Origin of the sequence: Micromonospora sp. NPDC047753, from assembly GCF_040642735.1 — a bacterium.
In the GTDB taxonomy this organism is placed as follows: Bacteria; Actinomycetota; Actinomycetes; order Mycobacteriales; family Micromonosporaceae; genus Micromonospora.
Genome location: NZ_JBEYSL010000006.1, coordinates 1 through 16,206 on the forward strand (window position 1 = coordinate 1; position 16,206 = coordinate 16,206).

The window sequence follows — 16,206 nt, forward strand, 5'->3', positions numbered from 1 at the left end:
ATTCGCGACTGCGGGGCGCGCACACCCGGCTCACCGCTCGCGAACCGGGCTCACCCCTCACGCAGCATTGCCGGCGGCGGCGCGCTCACACCTCCGGTCGGTCGCCCTCGCGTGGCGGCTCACCGTCGCGGCGGCGCAGGTCGTCCTCGCGTCGCCGCAGGTCTTCCTCCCAGCGTTGGAACAGCTCCTGGTCCTGCTGCTGGGCGCGTTCCTCGACGGAGCGCAGGAACTCCGGGTCGTCGTCGGGGGCCACCTGCCGAGGACGCTGCCGCTCGCCGCCGCCCGGCCAACCCTTGCCGGCGCCGGGGCTGGGCTCCCGGCCGACGATGAACCAGGCGATCGAGCCGACCAGCGGGAAGAACAAGATGATCAGCACCCAGGCGATCCGGGGAAGGGCGCGAACTTTGCCCTCCTCGGCGGAGAGACAGCTGATCAGCGCGCAGACGGCGAGGACAATCTGCACCAGGAAGAGGAGTACGCCAAGCCGGGCCATGCACCCATGATGACGCACCTGCGCGCGTCACCCCAGTCCGCGCAGCACCAGCAGCACTCCCAGTAGCGCCAGCACCACGGTGCCCACGGTGACCAGGGGCAGTGTCCGGCCGCCGGTGCGGGCCGGACCGCTGCCCGTGCCCCGGGGCCAGCAGAGCACCAGCAGGGTGCCCCACACCAGAACGGTGCCGCCGGCGATCAGCGCACCGGTCGGGTCTCCCGTCGCCGCCAGCCGGACGGCGAGCACGCTCACGACGGTCACCGTGAGCAGGGTGCGCCGCCAGGCCAGCCGGGTCCGCTCCGGTTGCAGCCCCGGGTCGCGTTCGGTGTTCACCGCCCGCCGACCGCCCGCATCAGGACGGCGACCACCAGCAGCAACGCGCCGCCGCCGACGGCGAGCGCCAGGATGGCGGGGAACCGGGACGCGGGCAGCTCCTGACCGAGCCGGATGGCCCGCTCGGTACGCGCCCAGTGGTCCACAGCGCGGATCGCGACCGCCGCGCCGAGCAGCAGCAACGCCACCGCGATCACCTCACGCAGGTGGCTCATCGGCAGGGGTGGCAGGAACTGCGCGGCGGCCAGCCCGCCTCCTACCAGTGCCAGCCCGGTGCGCAGCCAGGCGAGGAAGGTCCGTTCGTTGGCCAGGGAGAAGCGGTAGTCCGGCGGTTCACCGACCGAACGCAGCTCCGTCGGGTCGAACCACCGCCTGATCGCCTCCCACACAGTGGGAGAATATCCGTTTCCCTTCCCGCTTAGCCTGGTCCGGTGACTGATCTCGACGTACAGACGCTGCGCGACGCCTACGACAACCAGCTCCGCCCGGAGATCCCCGACCCGGTTCCGGCCGGGGTGACCGTGGAGCGGGACGGGCCGCTGGTCCGCATCATCGGGCTCGACGCCGGCGGGTTTCTCACCTACCGCACCCTGGGCGGGTTGACAGGTGACGCGCTGGACGAGCTGATCGCCCGGCAGGTGCAGTTGTTCCGTGAGCGTGGCCAGTCCGTCGAGTGGAAGCTCAACGAGCACGACGAGCCGGCCGATCTGGCGGACCGGCTGCGCGCTGCCGGCTTCGTGCCGGAGGACCGCGAGACCGTCGTGGTCGGGCCGGTCGCCCCGCTGGCCGCCGCGCTGCCTGTCGTTCCCGAGGGGGTACGCCTGCGTGAGGTGACCGCCCGGGAGGACCTGGAGCGGATCGCCGCCATGGAGGAGGAGGTCTGGCAGGAGGATCGCTCGCACCTCGTGACGGGCCTGGCCAAGGAGATCGACGCCGACCCGAACTCGATCACCGTGGTGGTGGCCGAGGCGGGCGGGACTGTGGTGAGCGCGGGCTGGGTGCGGTTCCCGGCGAACACCGGCTTCGCCACGATGTGGGGTGGCTCGACCCTGCCGCAGTGGCGGCGCAAGGGCATCTACCGGGCGTTGGTCAACTACCGGGCGCGGCTCGCCGAGCAGCGGGGTCGGACGCTCATGCAGGTCGACTGTTCCGAGGACAGCCGGCCCATCCTCCAGCGGCTCGGCCTCGTCCCGGTCACCACCACCACCCCGTACGTCTACACTCCGTGATCATGGAACAGCGGTTGACGGACGAGGAGCGCCTGACCCTCAAGACCGGTGCCTTCGGTGCCGTCTTCCTGGTCTCCAACGCCGATCCCGGTGTGCTGGGTGTGATCCGGGAGAGCATCGCCGCTTCCGGCGCGCTGGCCGACGCCAGTGGCACTGTCAAGGAGGCGCTGACCACCGGCCCGCTGCCGCGACTTCCGCGGGACTCGCAGCTGGAGATCGAGTCGGTGGTGCTTCCGGCGCTGGGCGAGGCGGTGCGGATCCTGCGCGAGAAGTCCCCACGGGACGTGGACGCGTACCGCGATCTGGTGTTGGCCGCGGCGGACCAGGTGGCCCGCGCGCACGACGGGGTGGCGCCTGCCGAGGCGGCGGCCATCGACCAGATCCGGGTCGCGTTGGCCGAGCCGGCCTGACCGGCCGCGCGTCGGTGAGCTGTGTCACGCTGAGTGCTGCGGGAGTGCAACCTACTGGCAGGTAACATTGCGCCGTGGGCAACTGCACAACCGCCCGCGGTTGACCTGGCGTCGACCGACGCGCGACGCTGCGCCCCATACCGGGCGAGCGAATCGCAACACCACACAGGAGGGTCGTCGAAGCGCGATGAACATCGTCGTACTCGTCAAGCAGGTGCCTGATTCGGGCGCGGACCGCAACCTGCGCAATGACGACAACACCGTCGACCGCGGTTCGGCGAACAACGTGATCAACGAGATGGACGAGTACGCCATCGAGGAGGCGCTGAAGATCAAGGAGGCGCACGGCGGCGAGGTCACCATCCTGACCATGGGTCCGGACCGGGCGACCGAGTCGATCCGCAAGGCGCTCTCCATGGGCCCGGACAAGGCCGTGCACGTGCTGGACGACGCCCTGCACGGCTCGTGCGCCGTCGCCACCTCGAAGGTGCTCGCCGCCGCGCTCGGTCAGCTCAACGCCGACCTGGTCATCTGCGGTGCCGAGTCCACCGACGGCCGGGTCCAGGTCATGCCGCACATGATCGCCGAGCGGCTGGGCGTCGCGGCGCTCACCGGTGCCCGCAAGCTCACCGTCGACGGCGCGACGCTGACCGTCGAGCGGCAGACCGAGGAGGGCTACGAGGTGGTCACCGCCGCCACCCCGGCCGTGGTCTCCGTCTGGGACACCATCAACGAGCCGCGCTACCCCTCCTTCAAGGGCATCATGGCCGCCAAGAAGAAGCCGGTGCAGACGCTCTCGCTGGCCGACCTCGGAGTCGCGGCCGACGAGGTGGGCTTCGACGGCGCCACCAGCGCCGTCGTCGAACACACCAAGCGCCCCCCGCGCTCCGGCGGCGCCAAGGTCACTGACGAGGGCGAGGGCGGCGTCAAGCTGGTCGAGTTCCTGGCCACCGAAAAGTTCGTGTGAGAGGGGGGTCTGACATGTCCGAGGTTCTCGTCGTCGTCGAAGCCACAAAGGAATTCGGCGTCAAGAAGGTCACCCTGGAAATGCTCACCCTCGCGCGTGAGCTGGGCACCCCGAGCGCTGTGGTGCTCGGCGGCGCCGGTGCCGCCGAGGCGCTGAGCGGCAAGCTGGGCGAGTACGGCGCGGAGAAGATCTACGCCGCCGAGGGTGACGAGATCGACGGCTACCTGGTGGCCCCCAAGGCGACGGTGCTGGCCGAGTTGGTCAAGCGCGTGCAGCCGGCCGCCGTGCTGCTGGCGTCGGCCCAGGAGGGCAAGGAGATCGCCGCCCGGCTCGCCGTCAAGCTCGACAACGGCATCCTGACCGACGTGGTCGGCCTGGACGCCGACGGCACCGCGACCCAGGTCGCCTTCGCCGGCTCCACCATCGTCAAGTCCAAGGTCACCAAGGGCCTGCCGTTGGTCACCGTCCGGCCCAACTCGGTCACCCCCGCCCCGGCGGCGGCCACCCCGGCGATCGAGCAGCTCAGTGTGTCGGTCACCGACACCGACAAGCTGGCCACCGTCGTCGAGCGGGTCGCCGAGCAGAAGGGCTCCCGCCCCGAGCTGACCGAGGCCGGCGTGGTCGTCTCCGGCGGTCGGGGCGTCGGCAACGCCGACAACTTCAAGCTGGTCGAGGAGCTCGCCGACCTGCTCGGCGGCGCCGTCGGCGCGTCCCGCGCGGCCGTCGACTCCGGCTTCTACCCGCACCAGTTCCAGGTGGGCCAGACCGGTAAGACGGTCTCCCCGCAGCTCTACGTCGCCCTCGGCATCTCCGGTGCGATCCAGCACCGGGCCGGCATGCAGACCTCGAAGACCATCGTCGCGGTCAACAAGGACGGCGAGGCGCCGATCTTCGAGCTGGCTGACTTCGGGGTGGTGGGCGACCTGTTCAAGATCGTCCCGCAGGCCGCCGAGGAGATCCGCAAGCGCAAGTAAGCCAGCGATACGTCAGTGGCCGCCCGTTCGCACGGGCGGCCACTGCCGTATGGGAGCTGATCGGCGAGCCGGGGAGCTGAGCCGGCCCGCCGATCAGCCCGTCAGGGAGCCCCTCAGCAGGCTGTCGCCGGAGTGGCGGGTGTTGTTGTCGTACTGCTCGGCGGAGACGTCCACCACCGAGTAGCTCTTGAGGTCGACATTCGGAGGCAGGGGCAGCAGGGCGTCCGAGCCGCCACCCAGGGTGCCGACCGAGAACATCTCCATGGTCGTCGGATTGATGAGCCAGACCTCGTAGTACCCCGGGACGCTCGGGAGATTCGCCACATGCAGATGTAGTTGGCCGTCCTGGAAAACCCGGGCGTCGCCCTTGGCCGTCGGCGGGGTCGCTCCGTACGCGGCCAGCGGAGCGCTCGCCACCACCACCGGCGTCGGGGTGGGCGTCTGATCGTCCGGTCGGAGCACCGAGACGGTGCCCACGACGGCAACCGCCGCGGCGGCGGCCGCGGTCACCGCTGTGGCCACCCAACCGGACCAGCCGCGACCCCGGCGGGATCGCCGCGCCGGGTCCAGCCGGGTCACCGTCGACCCGGCCGCCGCGCCGGAGGTCCGCTCGGTCGTGGTGGTGTCGGCCTGTCCGGCCGTCGTGGTGTCGGCCTGCCCGGGCACCCGGTGTCGACGGGTCTCGGTCAGCAACGGCCCGGCCTCCGCCGCCCTGACCTGGGCCTCGATGCCCTGCCAGACGTGCTCCGGTGGGTCGGGCAGGTCGGCCAGGCCCTGCGTCTCGGTGCCGAGCCCCGCCACCTGCTGAAGGCTCGCGACCTCCGCGCGGCAGAGCGCGCAGGTGGAGAGGTGGGTGCTCTCCCCGTTGTCCGCCTCGCTCTCACCGAGTGCCAGAAATACCAGCCGGTCGTGGTCCAGGTGCTGCACCGTCCACCTCCCATCTGCGCTTCAAGCTCGCCATGCCGCGTCGGATGTGACTCTTCACGGTGCCCAACGGCACGCCGGTCACCGCGGCTATCTGCTGGTGTGTCAGGTCGTCGTAGAAGGCCAGCTCCAGCATCCGTCGCTGGTCGTCCGGGAGGCGAGCCAACTCGTCGGCGATCACCAACCGGTCCACCACGCGGTCCGGATCCGGCTCGGTCTGCGCCGGCTCGGGCAGTTGTCGGACCGTCTCCACCACCCGGGTCTCCCGGGCCGAGGCGCGCATCCGGTCGATCACCTTCCGCCGGCCGATGCCGAGCAACCAACCGATCAGCGACCCCTTGGACGGGTCGAACGTGTCGCGGCCCAACCAGGCGGCGACGAACGTCGCCTGGGTGGCGTCCTCGGCGTCGCTGCGGTTCGCCAGCATGGACGTGGCCAGATGGAGCACGGCACGACCGTAGCGGTCGTACGCCTCGCGCAGCGCCACGTCGTCGCCGTCACGGAACCTGCGGTCGAGGTCGTCCACCGGAGGGTCCGGTTCCTGTCGTAGCGCCGTCATCGGGCGGCTCGCCTTCGATGGGGCATACCCGACTGTAGCTGCCACAGTCTCCGCCCCACTTCCCCGGTCGATGTCATCTCACCTGCTCTTCGTCTCCCGACCCCGTTGCGGATGCGGTCGGGGCCGGAAAAGAAAAGTGCCTCCGGGGCGCATCCGCCCGTCCGACAGCCGGCGTAACCCGTTCTGCAAGCCAGGCCTGACGAATCAGCAGTTATCACCAGGAGGCAGACATGCAGCTCTCGTACTTCCGTCGGGTCGCCGCGGGCGGCGCGGTAGCCGCGCTGACCTTCGCCGGCGTCGGTGGGCTCACCGCCGGCCCGGCGTACGCCGCCACGTCGAAGGTCTCCGTCGTGCACGGCATTCCGGACACCCCGGTCGACGTCTACGTCAACGGCAAGAAGACGCTCGACAACTTCAAGCCCGGTGACGTCGCCGGACCGCTGAACCTGGAGGAGGGCGACTACGACATCGCGCTCACCAAGCCGGGCGAGCCGATCGGCAGCGCGATCCTCAAAGTCGACAACGCAGCGGTGCCGGGCGGTGCGAACATCAGCATCGCGGCCCACCTCGACGCCGCCGGCCAGCCGAAGATCACCCCGTTCGTGAACGACGTCTCGAAGGTCGACGCCGGCAAGGCGCGGCTGATCGTCCGGCACACCGCCGCCGCTCCGGCGGTCGACGTCCGCGCCGGTGGCAAGCCGGTCTTCGAGGACCTCACCAACCCGAACGAGGCCAAGGGTGACGTCGACGCGGGCGAGGTGAAGGCGGACGTGGTGCTGGCCGGCACCGACACCGTGGCCATCGGCCCGGCGGACCTCAACCTCAAGGAGGGCACCGCCACGATCGTCTACGCGATCGGCTCCGCCGAGGGCAAGACCCTCGACGTGGTGGCCCAGACCATCACCGGCCTGCACTCCGCCCCGGGTGGCGTGCCCAGCGGTGACGGCGGACAGGCCGGCACGGGCGTGGACACCTGGTGGTACGTGCTCACCGGCGCCGGCGTACTCCTGCTCCTTGGTGGTGGGGTGCGGATGGCGACCGCGCGGACCGGCCGCAAGTGACGGTGCGCAATCGCGGCGCGCTGGCGGCCCTGGCCGCCGGCGTTGCCGCGCTCACCGTCGCCACGCTCGTGGCGTGCGGCTCCCAGCCGGCCGAGGACGTGGGCGGCGACGAGGCGGCCAACCTCGCGACCGCCACCCCGACCCCGTCGGCCAGCGCGGCCGATGGCCAGTCTGTCCCGGTGACCGTCGGCGAACTGCCGGCCGGGGCGGAGATCGTCCCGCCGGTGCGGCTGGTGATCCCGGCGATCGACGTCACCGCCACGATCAACGCTGTCGGCATCAACAAGCGGACAAACGATTTCGAGGTGCCGCCGAGCGTCGACAAGATCGGCTGGTACCGGTACGGGCCCGGCCTGGAGGCGAACGCCGGCTCGATCGTCATCGCTGGTCACGTGGACAGCGCCCAGCAGGGCAAGGGCGCGTTCTTCCGGCTGCGGGAGCTCGATCAGGGCGACACCCTGACCGCGACCGGCAGTGATGGCGAGGCCCGCAAGTACCGGGTCGTGGCCCGGGAGGAGTACGACAAGACCAAGATCCCGCTGGACCGGTACTTCGCCCGCGACGGCAAGCCGCGGCTGACCCTGATCACCTGTGGTGGGCCGTTCGACGCCAAGGCGCGCAAGTACCGCGACAACATCGTCGTCACCGCGGTGCCCGCCTGACCGGGCCCGCACGCGTCGGGCCGGGGTGGAGTTCCGCCCCGGCCCGTGCGCGCAGTCCCCTCCGGCATCCGGTCCCCAAGGTGTCGGCCGTACGCTGAACGGTGATGGCTTACCTGGATCACGCGGCGACGACTCCCATGCTCGACGAGGCACTGGAGGCGTACGTCGCTACCGCCCGCGAGGTCGGCAACGCGTCCTCCCTGCACGCGTCGGGCCGCCGTGCCCGCCGCCGGGTCGAAGAGTCACGCGAACAGGTGGCCGCTGTGCTGGGCGCGCGGCCCTCTGAAGTGATCTTCACCGGTGGTGGCACGGAGAGCGACAACCTCGCTGTCAAGGGCGTCTTCTGGGCCCGCCGCGCAGCCCGCTCCGACCGCCGCCGGGTGGTCTCCAGCGCCGTCGAGCACCACGCGGTGCTGGACGCGGTCGACTGGCTGGCCCAGCACGAGGGCGCCGAGGTCGGCTGGCTGCCGGTGGACGCCGTCGGTCGGCTCGACCCGCAGACCCTGCGCGCCGAGTTGGCCGCGCACGCCGACCAGGTGGCCGTGGTCACCGCGATGTGGGCGAACAACGAGGTGGGCACCGTCCAGCCGGTGGCCGAGCTTGCCGCCGTCGCCGCCGAACACGGTGTGCCCTTCCACACCGACGCCATCCAGGCGGTCGGACAGGTGCCCGTCGACTTCAGCGCGAGCGGGGTCGCCGCGTTGACCGTCACCGGGCACAAGTTGGGCGGCCCGATGGGAGTGGGCGCGCTGCTGCTCGCCCGGGACGTGCCGGCCACGCCGCTGCTGCACGGCGGCGGCCAGGAACGCGACATCCGCTCCGGCACCCTGGACACCGCGGGCATCGTCGCCTTCGCGGTCGCTGTGGAGACGGCGGTGAAGGGTCAGCAGGAGTACGCGGCCCGGGTGGCCGCGCTCCGCGACGACCTGATCGAGCGGGTCCGCCAGGCGGTGCCCGAGGTGATCTACAACGGTGACCCGACCGATCGGCTGCCCGGCAACGCGCACTTCTCCTTCCCCGGCTGTGAGGGGGACGCGCTGCTGCTCCTGCTCGACGCGCAGGGAATCGCCTGCTCGACCGGCTCGGCCTGCTCGGCCGGCGTGGCCCAGCCCTCGCACGTGCTGCTGGCGATGGGCGCCGACGACGACCGCGCCCGCTCCTCGCTGCGCTTCACACTGGGCCACACCAGCACCCAGACCGACGTCGACGCCCTCATCGCGGCCCTTCCGGCAGCAGTCGACCGAGCCCGCCGAGCCGCAGCCCTCCGCACCCCCCGCTAACCACCGGGCCCCCACCCCCTGATTTCCGCGATCTTGCACTTTCGGTCGTCTGTTCGCGTCTTGTGCGGCATATGTCCCAGCAGAAAGTGCAAGATCGCGTGGGCGTGGGCGTGGGCGTGGGCGTGGGTTTGGGTTTGGGGTTTGGGGTTTGGGTTGGGGTTGTGGGGTGGCGGGGGGTTCGGGGCTGGTGGATAGGGTTGTTGTGGGGGAACGGGCGGGACGGGGAAGGGGAGTGGGTCAGTGAGGGTTCTGGCGGCGATGTCGGGTGGGGTTGACTCGGCCGTGGCGGCGGCACGGGCGGTGGCGGCCGGGCACGACGTGACCGGCGTACACCTGGCCCTCGCGCGCAACCCACAGACCTACCGGACCGGGGCGCGCGGCTGCTGCACCCTGGAGGATTCCCGGGACGCCCGGCGGGCGGCCGACGTGATCGGCATTCCGTTCTACGTGTGGGACATGGCCGACCGCTTCCACGAGGACGTGGTCGACGACTTCGTCGCCGAGTACGCCGCCGGCCGTACGCCGAACCCCTGCCTGCGCTGCAACGAGAAGATCAAGTTTGCGGCGGTGCTGGACCGGGCGGTGGCCCTGGGTTTCGACGCGGTGGTGACCGGGCACCACGCCCGCCTCGGCGCGGACGGGCTGCTGCGGCGCAGTGTCGACCTGGCCAAGGACCAGTCGTACGTGCTCGCCGTGCTCACCCGCGAGCAGCTCGACCGGTCGATCTTCCCGCTCGGTGACCTGACGAAGGCGCAGGTCCGCGCCGAGGCCGCCGAGCGTGGCCTGGCCGTGGCCGACAAGCCGGACTCACACGACATCTGCTTCATCGCCGACGGGGACACCCGCGGCTTCCTGGCCGGCCGGCTCGGTGAGGCGCCCGGCGACGTGGTGGACGCCTCCACCGGCGCGGTCGTCGGCAGTCACAGCGGCGCGTACGCGTACACGGTGGGGCAGCGTCGCGGGTTGCACCTGGACCGGCCCGCCCCGGACGGTCGGCCACGCTACGTGCTCTCCATCACGCCGAAGACCAACACTGTGACGGTGGGCCCGGCCGAGGCCCTGGACGTGTCCGACGTGCACGCCGTACGTCCGGTCTGGACCGGCGGCGCCCGACCGGACGCCCCGGTCGAGTGCGAGGTGCAGTTGCGCGCGCACGGCGACGTGGTGCCGGCGACCGTCGCCCTCGACGGTGACCGGCTGCACGCCGAGCTGCGCCGACCGGTACGCGGCGTCGCTGCCGGTCAGGCCCTGGTGGCGTACCGACCAGATCCGGCCGGCGACGTGGTCCTCGGCTCCGCGACCATCACCGGCTGACCGCACGGCCTCGGTGTTCCCGGGATAGCCTTCGCCCGTGACAGATCAGGCGTGGCCCTGGCCGGCCGGCGCGGCAACCGGAATCGGCTCGCTGCCCGGCACCGACATCGGCGAGGCTCAGCGGGTGGTCCTCGGTGAGCTTCCCGAGCTGCCCCACCTGCCCGAGTTGCCGGCCCGTGGCCCCGGAGCGGACATCATCGGCCGGTCCGCCGGACTGCTCGTCGAGCTGCCGGTCGAGGTGTACGCGGGGCGGTGGCGGGTCGCCCCACGCCCGGGCCGCGACCTGCGCCGGGCCCGTGACCTGATGGAACGCGACCTGGACCAGCTCGCCGAGCAGGCCGAGGGGTACACCGGGCCGATCAAGGTGCAGGCCGCCGGCCCGCTCACACTGGCCGCCTCGCTGGAGCTGCCGATCGGTGGCCGACTGTTGCGCGATCCCGGCGCGGTCCGCGACCTGACCGGCTCCCTCGCCGAGGGGCTGCGCGCGCACGTCGCGGCGGTCGCCCGCCGGCTGCCCGGGGCGTCGGTACTGCTGCAACTGGACGAACCGTCACTGCCGACCGTGCTGGCCGGGCGGGTGCCGACCGAGAGCGGGCTGGGCGCGTACCGGGCGGTCGAGTCGGTGGACGCCGCCGCGCTGCTGCGCACGATCGTCGACGCGGTCGGCGTACCGACGCTGGTGCACTGCTGCGCCCCGGACGTGCCGCTGGAGCTGATCCGCTCCGCCGGCGCCGTCGCGGTCGCCCTCGACCTGGACCTGGTCACCAAGCTCGACCCGCTGGGCGAGGCGATCGACGCCGGCCTCGGGTTGCTGGCCGGGGCCGCGCCGACCCGGCCGCCGTCGGCCGGTGGCGCGCCGAACTCCGCGCAGATCGCTGAGCGGGTACGCCAGGTCTGGGACCGCCTCGGCTTCCCTCGTCGCCAACTCGCCCAACAGGTGGTGGTCACCCCGGCCTGCGGCCTCGCCGGCGCCAGCCCGGAGTACGCGCGGGCGGTGCTCTCCGCGTGCCGGGACGCCGGCCGGCGCCTCGCCGAGGACTGAGGTTTCCTGTCGTACCCGGTGGGCAGGATGACGGTCATGATTGGACAGATGCGTTCAGTGGTGATCGACTGCCCGGATCCGCGGGCGTTGGCGGCGTTCTACGCCGAGTTGCTCGGCGTACCGTTCGCCGAGGGCGACTCCGATGACGACTGGGTGGTGCTGGGCGGCCCGCCCGGTCACCAGCCGCGCCTCGCCTTCCAACGGGCGCTCAACCTGCGCCCACCAGTCTGGCCGGATCCCGATCGCCCACAGCAGTTCCACCTCGATGTGACGGTGGACGACATCGAGGCTGCCGAGAAGGCTGCGCTCGCGCTGGGTGCGCGGCGGCTGCCAGGTGAGGGTGAGGGCTTCCGCGTCTACGCCGACCCGGCTGGCCACCCGTTCTGCCTCTGCTGGGACTAGGGCGCTGGTTTCGGAAGAGCTGGCCGGACCGGCATGGGTTGCGGCGGCCGGGCATCATGGCCGCCGTGATCCACACCTCTGCGCTTCGCGCCTCCGGTTCGCTCTTCGGCCTCGCCTACGGTGACGCGCTGGGCAAGCCGACCGAGTTCCTGACCGTCGCCGAGATCGAGCGCCGGTACGGCCCGACCGGTCCACGCGAGCTGGTCGGCGAGCCCGCACTGGTCACCGACGACACCCAGATGGCCCTGGCGGTGGGTTGGGCGCTGCACGAGGCGCCGTCGTTCACGCCGGAGGCGGTCGAGCCACTGCTGCGGCGACGCTTCCTGGCCTGGGCGGCCAGCCCGGACAACAACCGTGCCCCGGGCATGACCTGCCTGCGCGCCTGCGCCGAGCTGAGCCGTGGGGTGCGCTGGCAGGAGGCCACCGTGAGCGGGTCGAAAGGGTGCGGCGCCAACATGCGGGTCACCCCGGTCGGGTTGCTCGACGTGGACCTCGACACGCTCGCCGGGTTGGCCCAGTTGCAGGCCGGGCTGACCCACGGCCATCCCACCGGCCTGGCCGCCAGCGAGCTGACCGCTTATGCGGTCTTCGTGCTGCGCGCGGGCGCCACCCTGCCTGAGGTGCCCGCGCTGCTCACCGAGCGGGCGCTCGCCCAACGCCTGGTCTACCGGGAGCGGTGGCTGGGCGACCTCTGGCAGCGCCCGGGGGTCGGCACGCCGGAGGAGTTCATCGCGCGAGGCTGGGACGAGTGTCTGGCGGTGCTGGGCCGACTGACAGACACCCTGGCGCGGCCGGACGACGGTGGTGACCCGTGCCAGGCCACCGGGGAGGGCTGGGTGGCCGAGGAGGCGCTGGCCACCGCGCTGCTCTGCGCCGTACGGCACGCCGACGACCCGGTCTCGGCGCTGGCTCGGGGCGCGACCACCGCCGGCGACTCCGACTCGATCGCAGCCCTGGCCGGCGCGTTCGTGGGCGCGGCCGTCGGCATGACCGCCTGGCCGCGCGAATGGGTCAACCGCATCGAGTACGCGGATCAGCTCGCCACACTCGGCGCGACCTGGGACTGACTCGGACCGGCCAGCGTGGTCTGCCCCGGCCCGCGCGGCCGGCGTGGTCTGCCCCGACCGGACCGGCCGGCGTGGTCTGCCCCGACCGGACCGGCCGGCGTGGTCTGCCCCGACCGGCGCGGCCGGCGTGGTCTGCCCCGACCCCCGCGGCCGACCCCCGCTCATGATCAACTCGGGTTCCTGTAAACCGGGGCATCCGGGAGCTCAGGACACCGCGACTTTCAGGAACCCGAGTCGATCATGGCTGGCGGGCGGGCATGAAGGCGGTCGAGGGTGGTCGGCGGGCGGCCACGAGGGGTGGTCAGGAGGTGGGGAGGTGGCGCAGGCTGCGGACCTTCCGCCACAGGTCGGCGTCGCAGCGGCCGGCATGGTCGGCGAAGGCGGCCGAGTTGAGTCGGATCGGCTCGGTGAGGCTGAGGTAACTGTCGTGCTCCGCGCCCGGGTCCCAGTCCCGGGTCGGAATCCGCACGTGGTCGTCCCGGTCGCTCTTGTCCTGGCTGGTGATCTTCAGAACGTCGGCGCCTCGGGAGTCGGCACGCAGGACCAGGCACGGGCGCACCTTCGACCCGGTGCCGTCGGCGTACGGCACGTCGGCCCACCAGATCTCGCCGGCCGCCGGGGCGTCGCCGTGCCGGTCGGTGTCGCGCGAGCGGGGTTTGGTGGAGGGCCGTTCGGCGCCACGGGGCCGCGGCGGGGTGGAACGACGGCCACCGGCGTCGCCCCGATCCGGCCGGGTGCCCGGACGCCGGTTGGCCACCCGGTGCCGCCAGCTGTTCCACGCCCAGCCGGCGGCCACGGCCAGCAGGATCGCCACCGCCCAGAGCAGTGCCTCGCGCATCCGTACCTCCGCGTTGCGGCGACCCGCCGGTCGCACCGTCCGGCGATCCTTGCACGCCGCCGCCCGTGCCGCCCGCCAACCACACCGCGGCCGTGCCGCCTGCCAACCACACCGCGGCCGTGCCGCCTGCCAACCACACCGCAGCCGCCCCGCCGCACGCACACCTCGACGACGCCACGCCGGCCGTCACTCGATGGGTCGGTAGCTGGAACGGCCGGTCGACGGCTACCGAGCGTCACGGGATCACCGGATGCGGCTGAGGGCGGGGTCGCTTCGGGCGCGGGTGGGCGGCGGATTGTCCCACCGGCCCGATACGGTGCCGGAGTAGCGTGATCAGGGAGGTCGCAGGCGTGTCCGAAGGTGGCGGTGTGTCCGAGGAGCAGATCGGTCAGCAGGTCAGCCCGGCGCAGGAGGCGGCGGCCGGGGCTGAGCCGACGCCGCAGGCCCGGGAACGGCACGCCGCGCTCGGTCAGGAGTTGACCGAGCACCAGTACCGCTACTACGTGCTGGACACGCCGACCATCCCCGACGCCGATTTCGACAGGCAGTTGCGCGAGCTGGAGGCACTGGAGGAGGAGTTCCCGGCGCTGCGGACGCCCGATTCGCCGACCCAGCGGGTGGGTGGCACCTTCTCCACCGACTTCACCCCGGTCACCCATGCCGAACGGATGCTCTCGCTCGACAACGCCTTCGCCGACGAGGAGTTGGCAGCCTGGGCCGAGCGGGTCGAACGGGACGCGGGCGGTCCGGTGCCCTACCTGTGCGAGCTGAAGGTCGACGGCCTGGCGATCAACCTGACCTACGAGAACGGCCGGCTGGTCCGGGCCGCCACGCGGGGCGACGGGCGCACCGGTGAGGACGTCACGGCAAACGTGCGCAGCATTCGGGACGTGCCCGGCCAGCTCGTCCCGTCCGCCGAATTCCCGGACGTCCCCGAGTTGGTGGAGGTCCGGGGCGAGATCTACTTCCCGATCGCGGCGTTCGCTGATCTCAACGCGGGTCTGGTGGAGCAGGGCAGGGCGCCCTTCGCCAACCCCCGCAACGCCGCCGCCGGCAGCCTGCGCCAGAAGGATCCACGGGTCACCGCCACCCGGCCGTTGCGCCTGGTGGTGCACGGCATCGGCGCCCGTCGTGGGTTCCAGCCCACGGCGCAGTCCGAGTCGTACGCGGCACTCAGGTCGTGGGGGTTGCCGACCAGCGACCGGTGGCGGGTCGTCCCGGATCTGGCCGGCGTGGCGGAGTTCATCGCCTATTACGCCGAGCACCGGCACGACGTCGAGCACGAGATCGACGGCGTGGTGGTCAAGGTCGATCCGGTCTCCATCCAGGGCCGGCTCGGGTCAACCAGTCGTGCCCCCCGCTGGGCGATCGCCTTCAAGTACCCGCCGGAGGAGGTCACCACCAAGCTGCTCGACATCGACGTCAACGTGGGGCGCACCGGCCGGGTCACCCCGTTCGCCGTGCTCGAGCCGGTGCGCGTGGCCGGTTCCACGGTCGCGCTCGCGACCCTGCACAACGCCCGCGAGGTGGAGCGCAAGGGGGTGCTGATCGGCGACACGGTGGTGCTGCGCAAGGCCGGCGACGTGATCCCCGAGGTGCTCGGCCCGGTGGTGGACCTGCGGCCCGCCGATGCCCGGCCGTTCGTCATGCCGACCAGTTGCCCGGCCTGCGGCACTCCGCTCGCGCCGTCGAAGGAGGGCGACGTGGACATCCGTTGCCCCAACACCCGCAGCTGCCCGGCGCAGTTGCGGGAGCGGGTGTTCCACCTCGCCGGTCGGGGTGGCTTCGACATCGAGGTGCTCGGCTACAAGGGCGCCGCCGCCCTGCTCGACGCCGAGATCATCAGCGATGAGGGCGACCTCTTCCACCTCGACGCCGAGCAGCTGTCCCGGTCGCCGTTCTTCGTCAACAAGGACGGCAGCCTGGGCACCAACGCCACCAAGTTGCTGGACAATCTCGCTGTCGCCCGGGAACGGGACCTGTGGCGGGTGCTGGTGGCGCTCTCCATCCGGCACGTCGGCCCGACCGCTGCCCAGGCGCTCGCCCGGCACTTCCGCTCGATGGACGCCATCGACGCGGCCACCGAGGAGGAGTTGTCCTCCGTCGACGGTGTCGGGCCGACCATCGCCGCCAGCATCCGGGAATGGTTCGCAGTGGACTGGCACCGCGAGGTCGTCCGCAAGTGGGCCGAGGCCGGCGTACGGATGGCGGAGGAGGCCGTCGACGAGGGGCCGCGCCCGCTGGAGGGGTTGACAGTGGTGGTGACCGGCACCCTCGCCGGCTATTCGCGCGACCAGGCCGCCGAGGCCGTGCAGAGCCGGGGCGGCAAGGTCAGCGGGTCGGTCTCCAAGAAGACGAGCTTCGTGGTGGTGGGGGACAACCCGGGGTCGAAGGCCGACAAGGCCGTCAGTCTCAAGGTGCCGGTGCTCGACGAGGACGGGTTCCGGCTCCTGCTGGAGGCGGGCCCGGAGGCCGCGCGCGAGGTCGCTCAGCTCGGGGAGTGACCCGGCCGGTCGCTGGGCACGGCGACTGGCCGCGTATACCAACTTAATTACGACTACGACCGATTCGTGACTGTCATACCGGGAAACTGGGGGCCGAGGGCGTTTCATTGGGTCACGGCGCGCGCACCGGCACGCCGATGGTCGGTC

At 72.0% G+C, this 16,206-nt stretch carries 18 protein-coding genes; 12 read left to right on the top strand and 6 right to left on the bottom strand.

Annotated elements, in window-relative coordinates; genetic code table 11:
* Positions 1–85: 85 nt before the first annotated feature.
* The 3 genes from ABZ749_RS01225 to ABZ749_RS01235 are packed head-to-tail and all read right to left on the bottom strand — an operon-like array spanning position 86 to position 1,215.
* Complete coding sequence (locus ABZ749_RS01225) at positions 86–493, bottom strand: PLD nuclease N-terminal domain-containing protein (protein WP_357221515.1); 408 nt, start codon at positions 491–493, stop codon at positions 86–88.
* A gap of 27 nt (positions 494–520) precedes the next feature.
* Entirely contained in the window at positions 521–826 is a 306-nt protein-coding gene (locus tag ABZ749_RS01230; RefSeq protein ID WP_357221518.1) for a DUF202 domain-containing protein, read from the bottom strand.
* Positions 823–1,215, bottom strand: a complete 393-nt coding sequence (locus ABZ749_RS01235; RefSeq protein ID WP_357221521.1) for a DUF202 domain-containing protein — start codon at positions 1,213–1,215, stop codon at positions 823–825. Before ABZ749_RS01235 ends, ABZ749_RS01230 begins: the two co-directional genes overlap by 4 nt.
* A 42-nt stretch (positions 1,216–1,257) precedes the next feature.
* On the opposite strand from ABZ749_RS01235, the gene ABZ749_RS01240 reads away from it, so the two are divergent.
* The 4 genes from ABZ749_RS01240 (at position 1,258) to ABZ749_RS01255 (ending at position 4,406) form a co-directional block, all read left to right on the top strand.
* Entirely contained in the window at positions 1,258–2,055 is a 798-nt protein-coding gene (locus tag ABZ749_RS01240) for a GNAT family N-acetyltransferase (protein ID WP_357221524.1), read from the top strand.
* Entirely contained in the window at positions 2,052–2,465 is a 414-nt protein-coding gene (locus tag ABZ749_RS01245) for a hypothetical protein (RefSeq protein WP_357221527.1), read from the top strand. Before ABZ749_RS01240 ends, ABZ749_RS01245 begins: the two co-directional genes overlap by 4 nt.
* 187 nt (positions 2,466–2,652) lie before the next feature.
* Complete coding sequence (locus ABZ749_RS01250; RefSeq protein WP_357221530.1) at positions 2,653–3,432, top strand: electron transfer flavoprotein subunit beta/FixA family protein; 780 nt, start codon at positions 2,653–2,655, stop codon at positions 3,430–3,432.
* 14 nt (positions 3,433–3,446) lie between these two features.
* On the top strand, positions 3,447–4,406 hold the full coding sequence (locus ABZ749_RS01255; protein ID WP_091393283.1) for an electron transfer flavoprotein subunit alpha/FixB family protein: 960 nt from the start codon (positions 3,447–3,449) through the stop codon (positions 4,404–4,406).
* 93 nt (positions 4,407–4,499) lie between these two features.
* Here the strand turns inward: ABZ749_RS01255 and ABZ749_RS01260 are convergent, their stop codons facing one another.
* Together ABZ749_RS01260 and ABZ749_RS01265 are read right to left on the bottom strand one after the other, a co-directional pair.
* Positions 4,500–5,333 (bottom strand): anti-sigma factor, encoded by an 834-nt coding sequence (locus ABZ749_RS01260; RefSeq protein WP_357221534.1) that lies wholly within the window; start codon positions 5,331–5,333, stop codon positions 4,500–4,502.
* Positions 5,287–5,889, bottom strand: coding sequence for a sigma-70 family RNA polymerase sigma factor (locus ABZ749_RS01265; protein WP_355005355.1), 603 nt, complete (start codon positions 5,887–5,889; stop codon positions 5,287–5,289). The genes ABZ749_RS01260 and ABZ749_RS01265 overlap by 47 nt, the downstream gene beginning before the upstream one ends.
* A gap of 230 nt (positions 5,890–6,119) precedes the next feature.
* On the opposite strand from ABZ749_RS01265, the gene ABZ749_RS01270 reads away from it, so the two are divergent.
* The 7 genes from ABZ749_RS01270 to ABZ749_RS01300 all read left to right on the top strand — a co-directional run bounded on the left by ABZ749_RS01270 (position 6,120) and on the right by ABZ749_RS01300 (position 12,717).
* The gene (locus tag ABZ749_RS01270) at positions 6,120–6,950 is read left to right on the top strand and encodes a DUF4397 domain-containing protein (RefSeq protein ID WP_357199538.1); all 831 of its coding nucleotides are present in this window, start codon (positions 6,120–6,122) and stop codon (positions 6,948–6,950) included.
* A complete protein-coding gene (locus ABZ749_RS01275) occupies positions 6,947–7,612 on the top strand; it encodes a class F sortase (RefSeq protein WP_357199541.1) in 666 nt (221 codons plus the stop codon). Before ABZ749_RS01270 ends, ABZ749_RS01275 begins: the two co-directional genes overlap by 4 nt.
* A gap of 104 nt (positions 7,613–7,716) precedes the next feature.
* The gene (locus ABZ749_RS01280; protein WP_357221538.1) at positions 7,717–8,892 is read left to right on the top strand and encodes a cysteine desulfurase family protein; all 1,176 of its coding nucleotides are present in this window, start codon (positions 7,717–7,719) and stop codon (positions 8,890–8,892) included.
* A 240-nt stretch (positions 8,893–9,132) separates the two neighbouring features.
* Complete coding sequence (mnmA, locus tag ABZ749_RS01285) at positions 9,133–10,206, top strand: tRNA 2-thiouridine(34) synthase MnmA (protein ID WP_357221540.1); 1,074 nt, start codon at positions 9,133–9,135, stop codon at positions 10,204–10,206.
* Between the two features lie 37 nt (positions 10,207–10,243).
* Positions 10,244–11,248: a methionine synthase gene (locus ABZ749_RS01290; protein WP_357221543.1), complete on the top strand. Its 1,005-nt coding sequence runs from the start codon at positions 10,244–10,246 to the stop codon at positions 11,246–11,248.
* Positions 11,249–11,284: 36 nt separating this feature from the next.
* Positions 11,285–11,650 carry a VOC family protein gene (locus ABZ749_RS01295; RefSeq protein ID WP_357221546.1) on the top strand — a complete coding sequence of 122 codons (366 nt, stop codon included), beginning with the start codon at positions 11,285–11,287 and terminating at the stop codon, positions 11,648–11,650.
* A 56-nt stretch (positions 11,651–11,706) separates the two neighbouring features.
* The gene (locus ABZ749_RS01300; RefSeq protein WP_357221550.1) at positions 11,707–12,717 is read left to right on the top strand and encodes an ADP-ribosylglycohydrolase family protein; all 1,011 of its coding nucleotides are present in this window, start codon (positions 11,707–11,709) and stop codon (positions 12,715–12,717) included.
* A 301-nt stretch (positions 12,718–13,018) separates the two neighbouring features.
* On the opposite strand, the gene ABZ749_RS01305 is transcribed toward ABZ749_RS01300, so the two are convergent.
* Positions 13,019–13,591, bottom strand: a complete 573-nt coding sequence (locus ABZ749_RS01305; protein ID WP_357221553.1) for a type II toxin-antitoxin system PemK/MazF family toxin — start codon at positions 13,589–13,591, stop codon at positions 13,019–13,021.
* A 332-nt stretch (positions 13,592–13,923) separates the two neighbouring features.
* Between ABZ749_RS01305 and ligA the strand changes: the two genes are divergently transcribed.
* A complete protein-coding gene (ligA, locus tag ABZ749_RS01310; protein WP_357221557.1) occupies positions 13,924–16,059 on the top strand; it encodes an NAD-dependent DNA ligase LigA in 2,136 nt (711 codons plus the stop codon).
* Positions 16,060–16,206: the final 147 nt, after the last annotated feature.

Bases quoted from the DNA above. Each gene is read 5' to 3' on its own strand.
- ABZ749_RS01280 (WP_357221538.1), top strand. From the start codon at position 7,717: ATGGCTTACCTGGATCACGCGGCGACGACTCCCATGCTCGACGAGGCA.
- ABZ749_RS01225 (WP_357221515.1), bottom strand. From the start codon at position 493: ATGGCCCGGCTTGGCGTACTCCTCTTCCTGGTGCAGATTGTCCTCGCC.
- ABZ749_RS01270 (WP_357199538.1), top strand. From the start codon at position 6,120: ATGCAGCTCTCGTACTTCCGTCGGGTCGCCGCGGGCGGCGCGGTAGCC.
- ABZ749_RS01255 (WP_091393283.1), top strand. From the start codon at position 3,447: ATGTCCGAGGTTCTCGTCGTCGTCGAAGCCACAAAGGAATTCGGCGTC.
- ABZ749_RS01295 (WP_357221546.1), top strand. From the start codon at position 11,285: ATGATTGGACAGATGCGTTCAGTGGTGATCGACTGCCCGGATCCGCGG.
- ABZ749_RS01300 (WP_357221550.1), top strand. From the start codon at position 11,707: ATGGCCGCCGTGATCCACACCTCTGCGCTTCGCGCCTCCGGTTCGCTC.
- ABZ749_RS01250 (WP_357221530.1), top strand. From the start codon at position 2,653: ATGAACATCGTCGTACTCGTCAAGCAGGTGCCTGATTCGGGCGCGGAC.
- ABZ749_RS01265 (WP_355005355.1), bottom strand. From the start codon at position 5,889: ATGACGGCGCTACGACAGGAACCGGACCCTCCGGTGGACGACCTCGAC.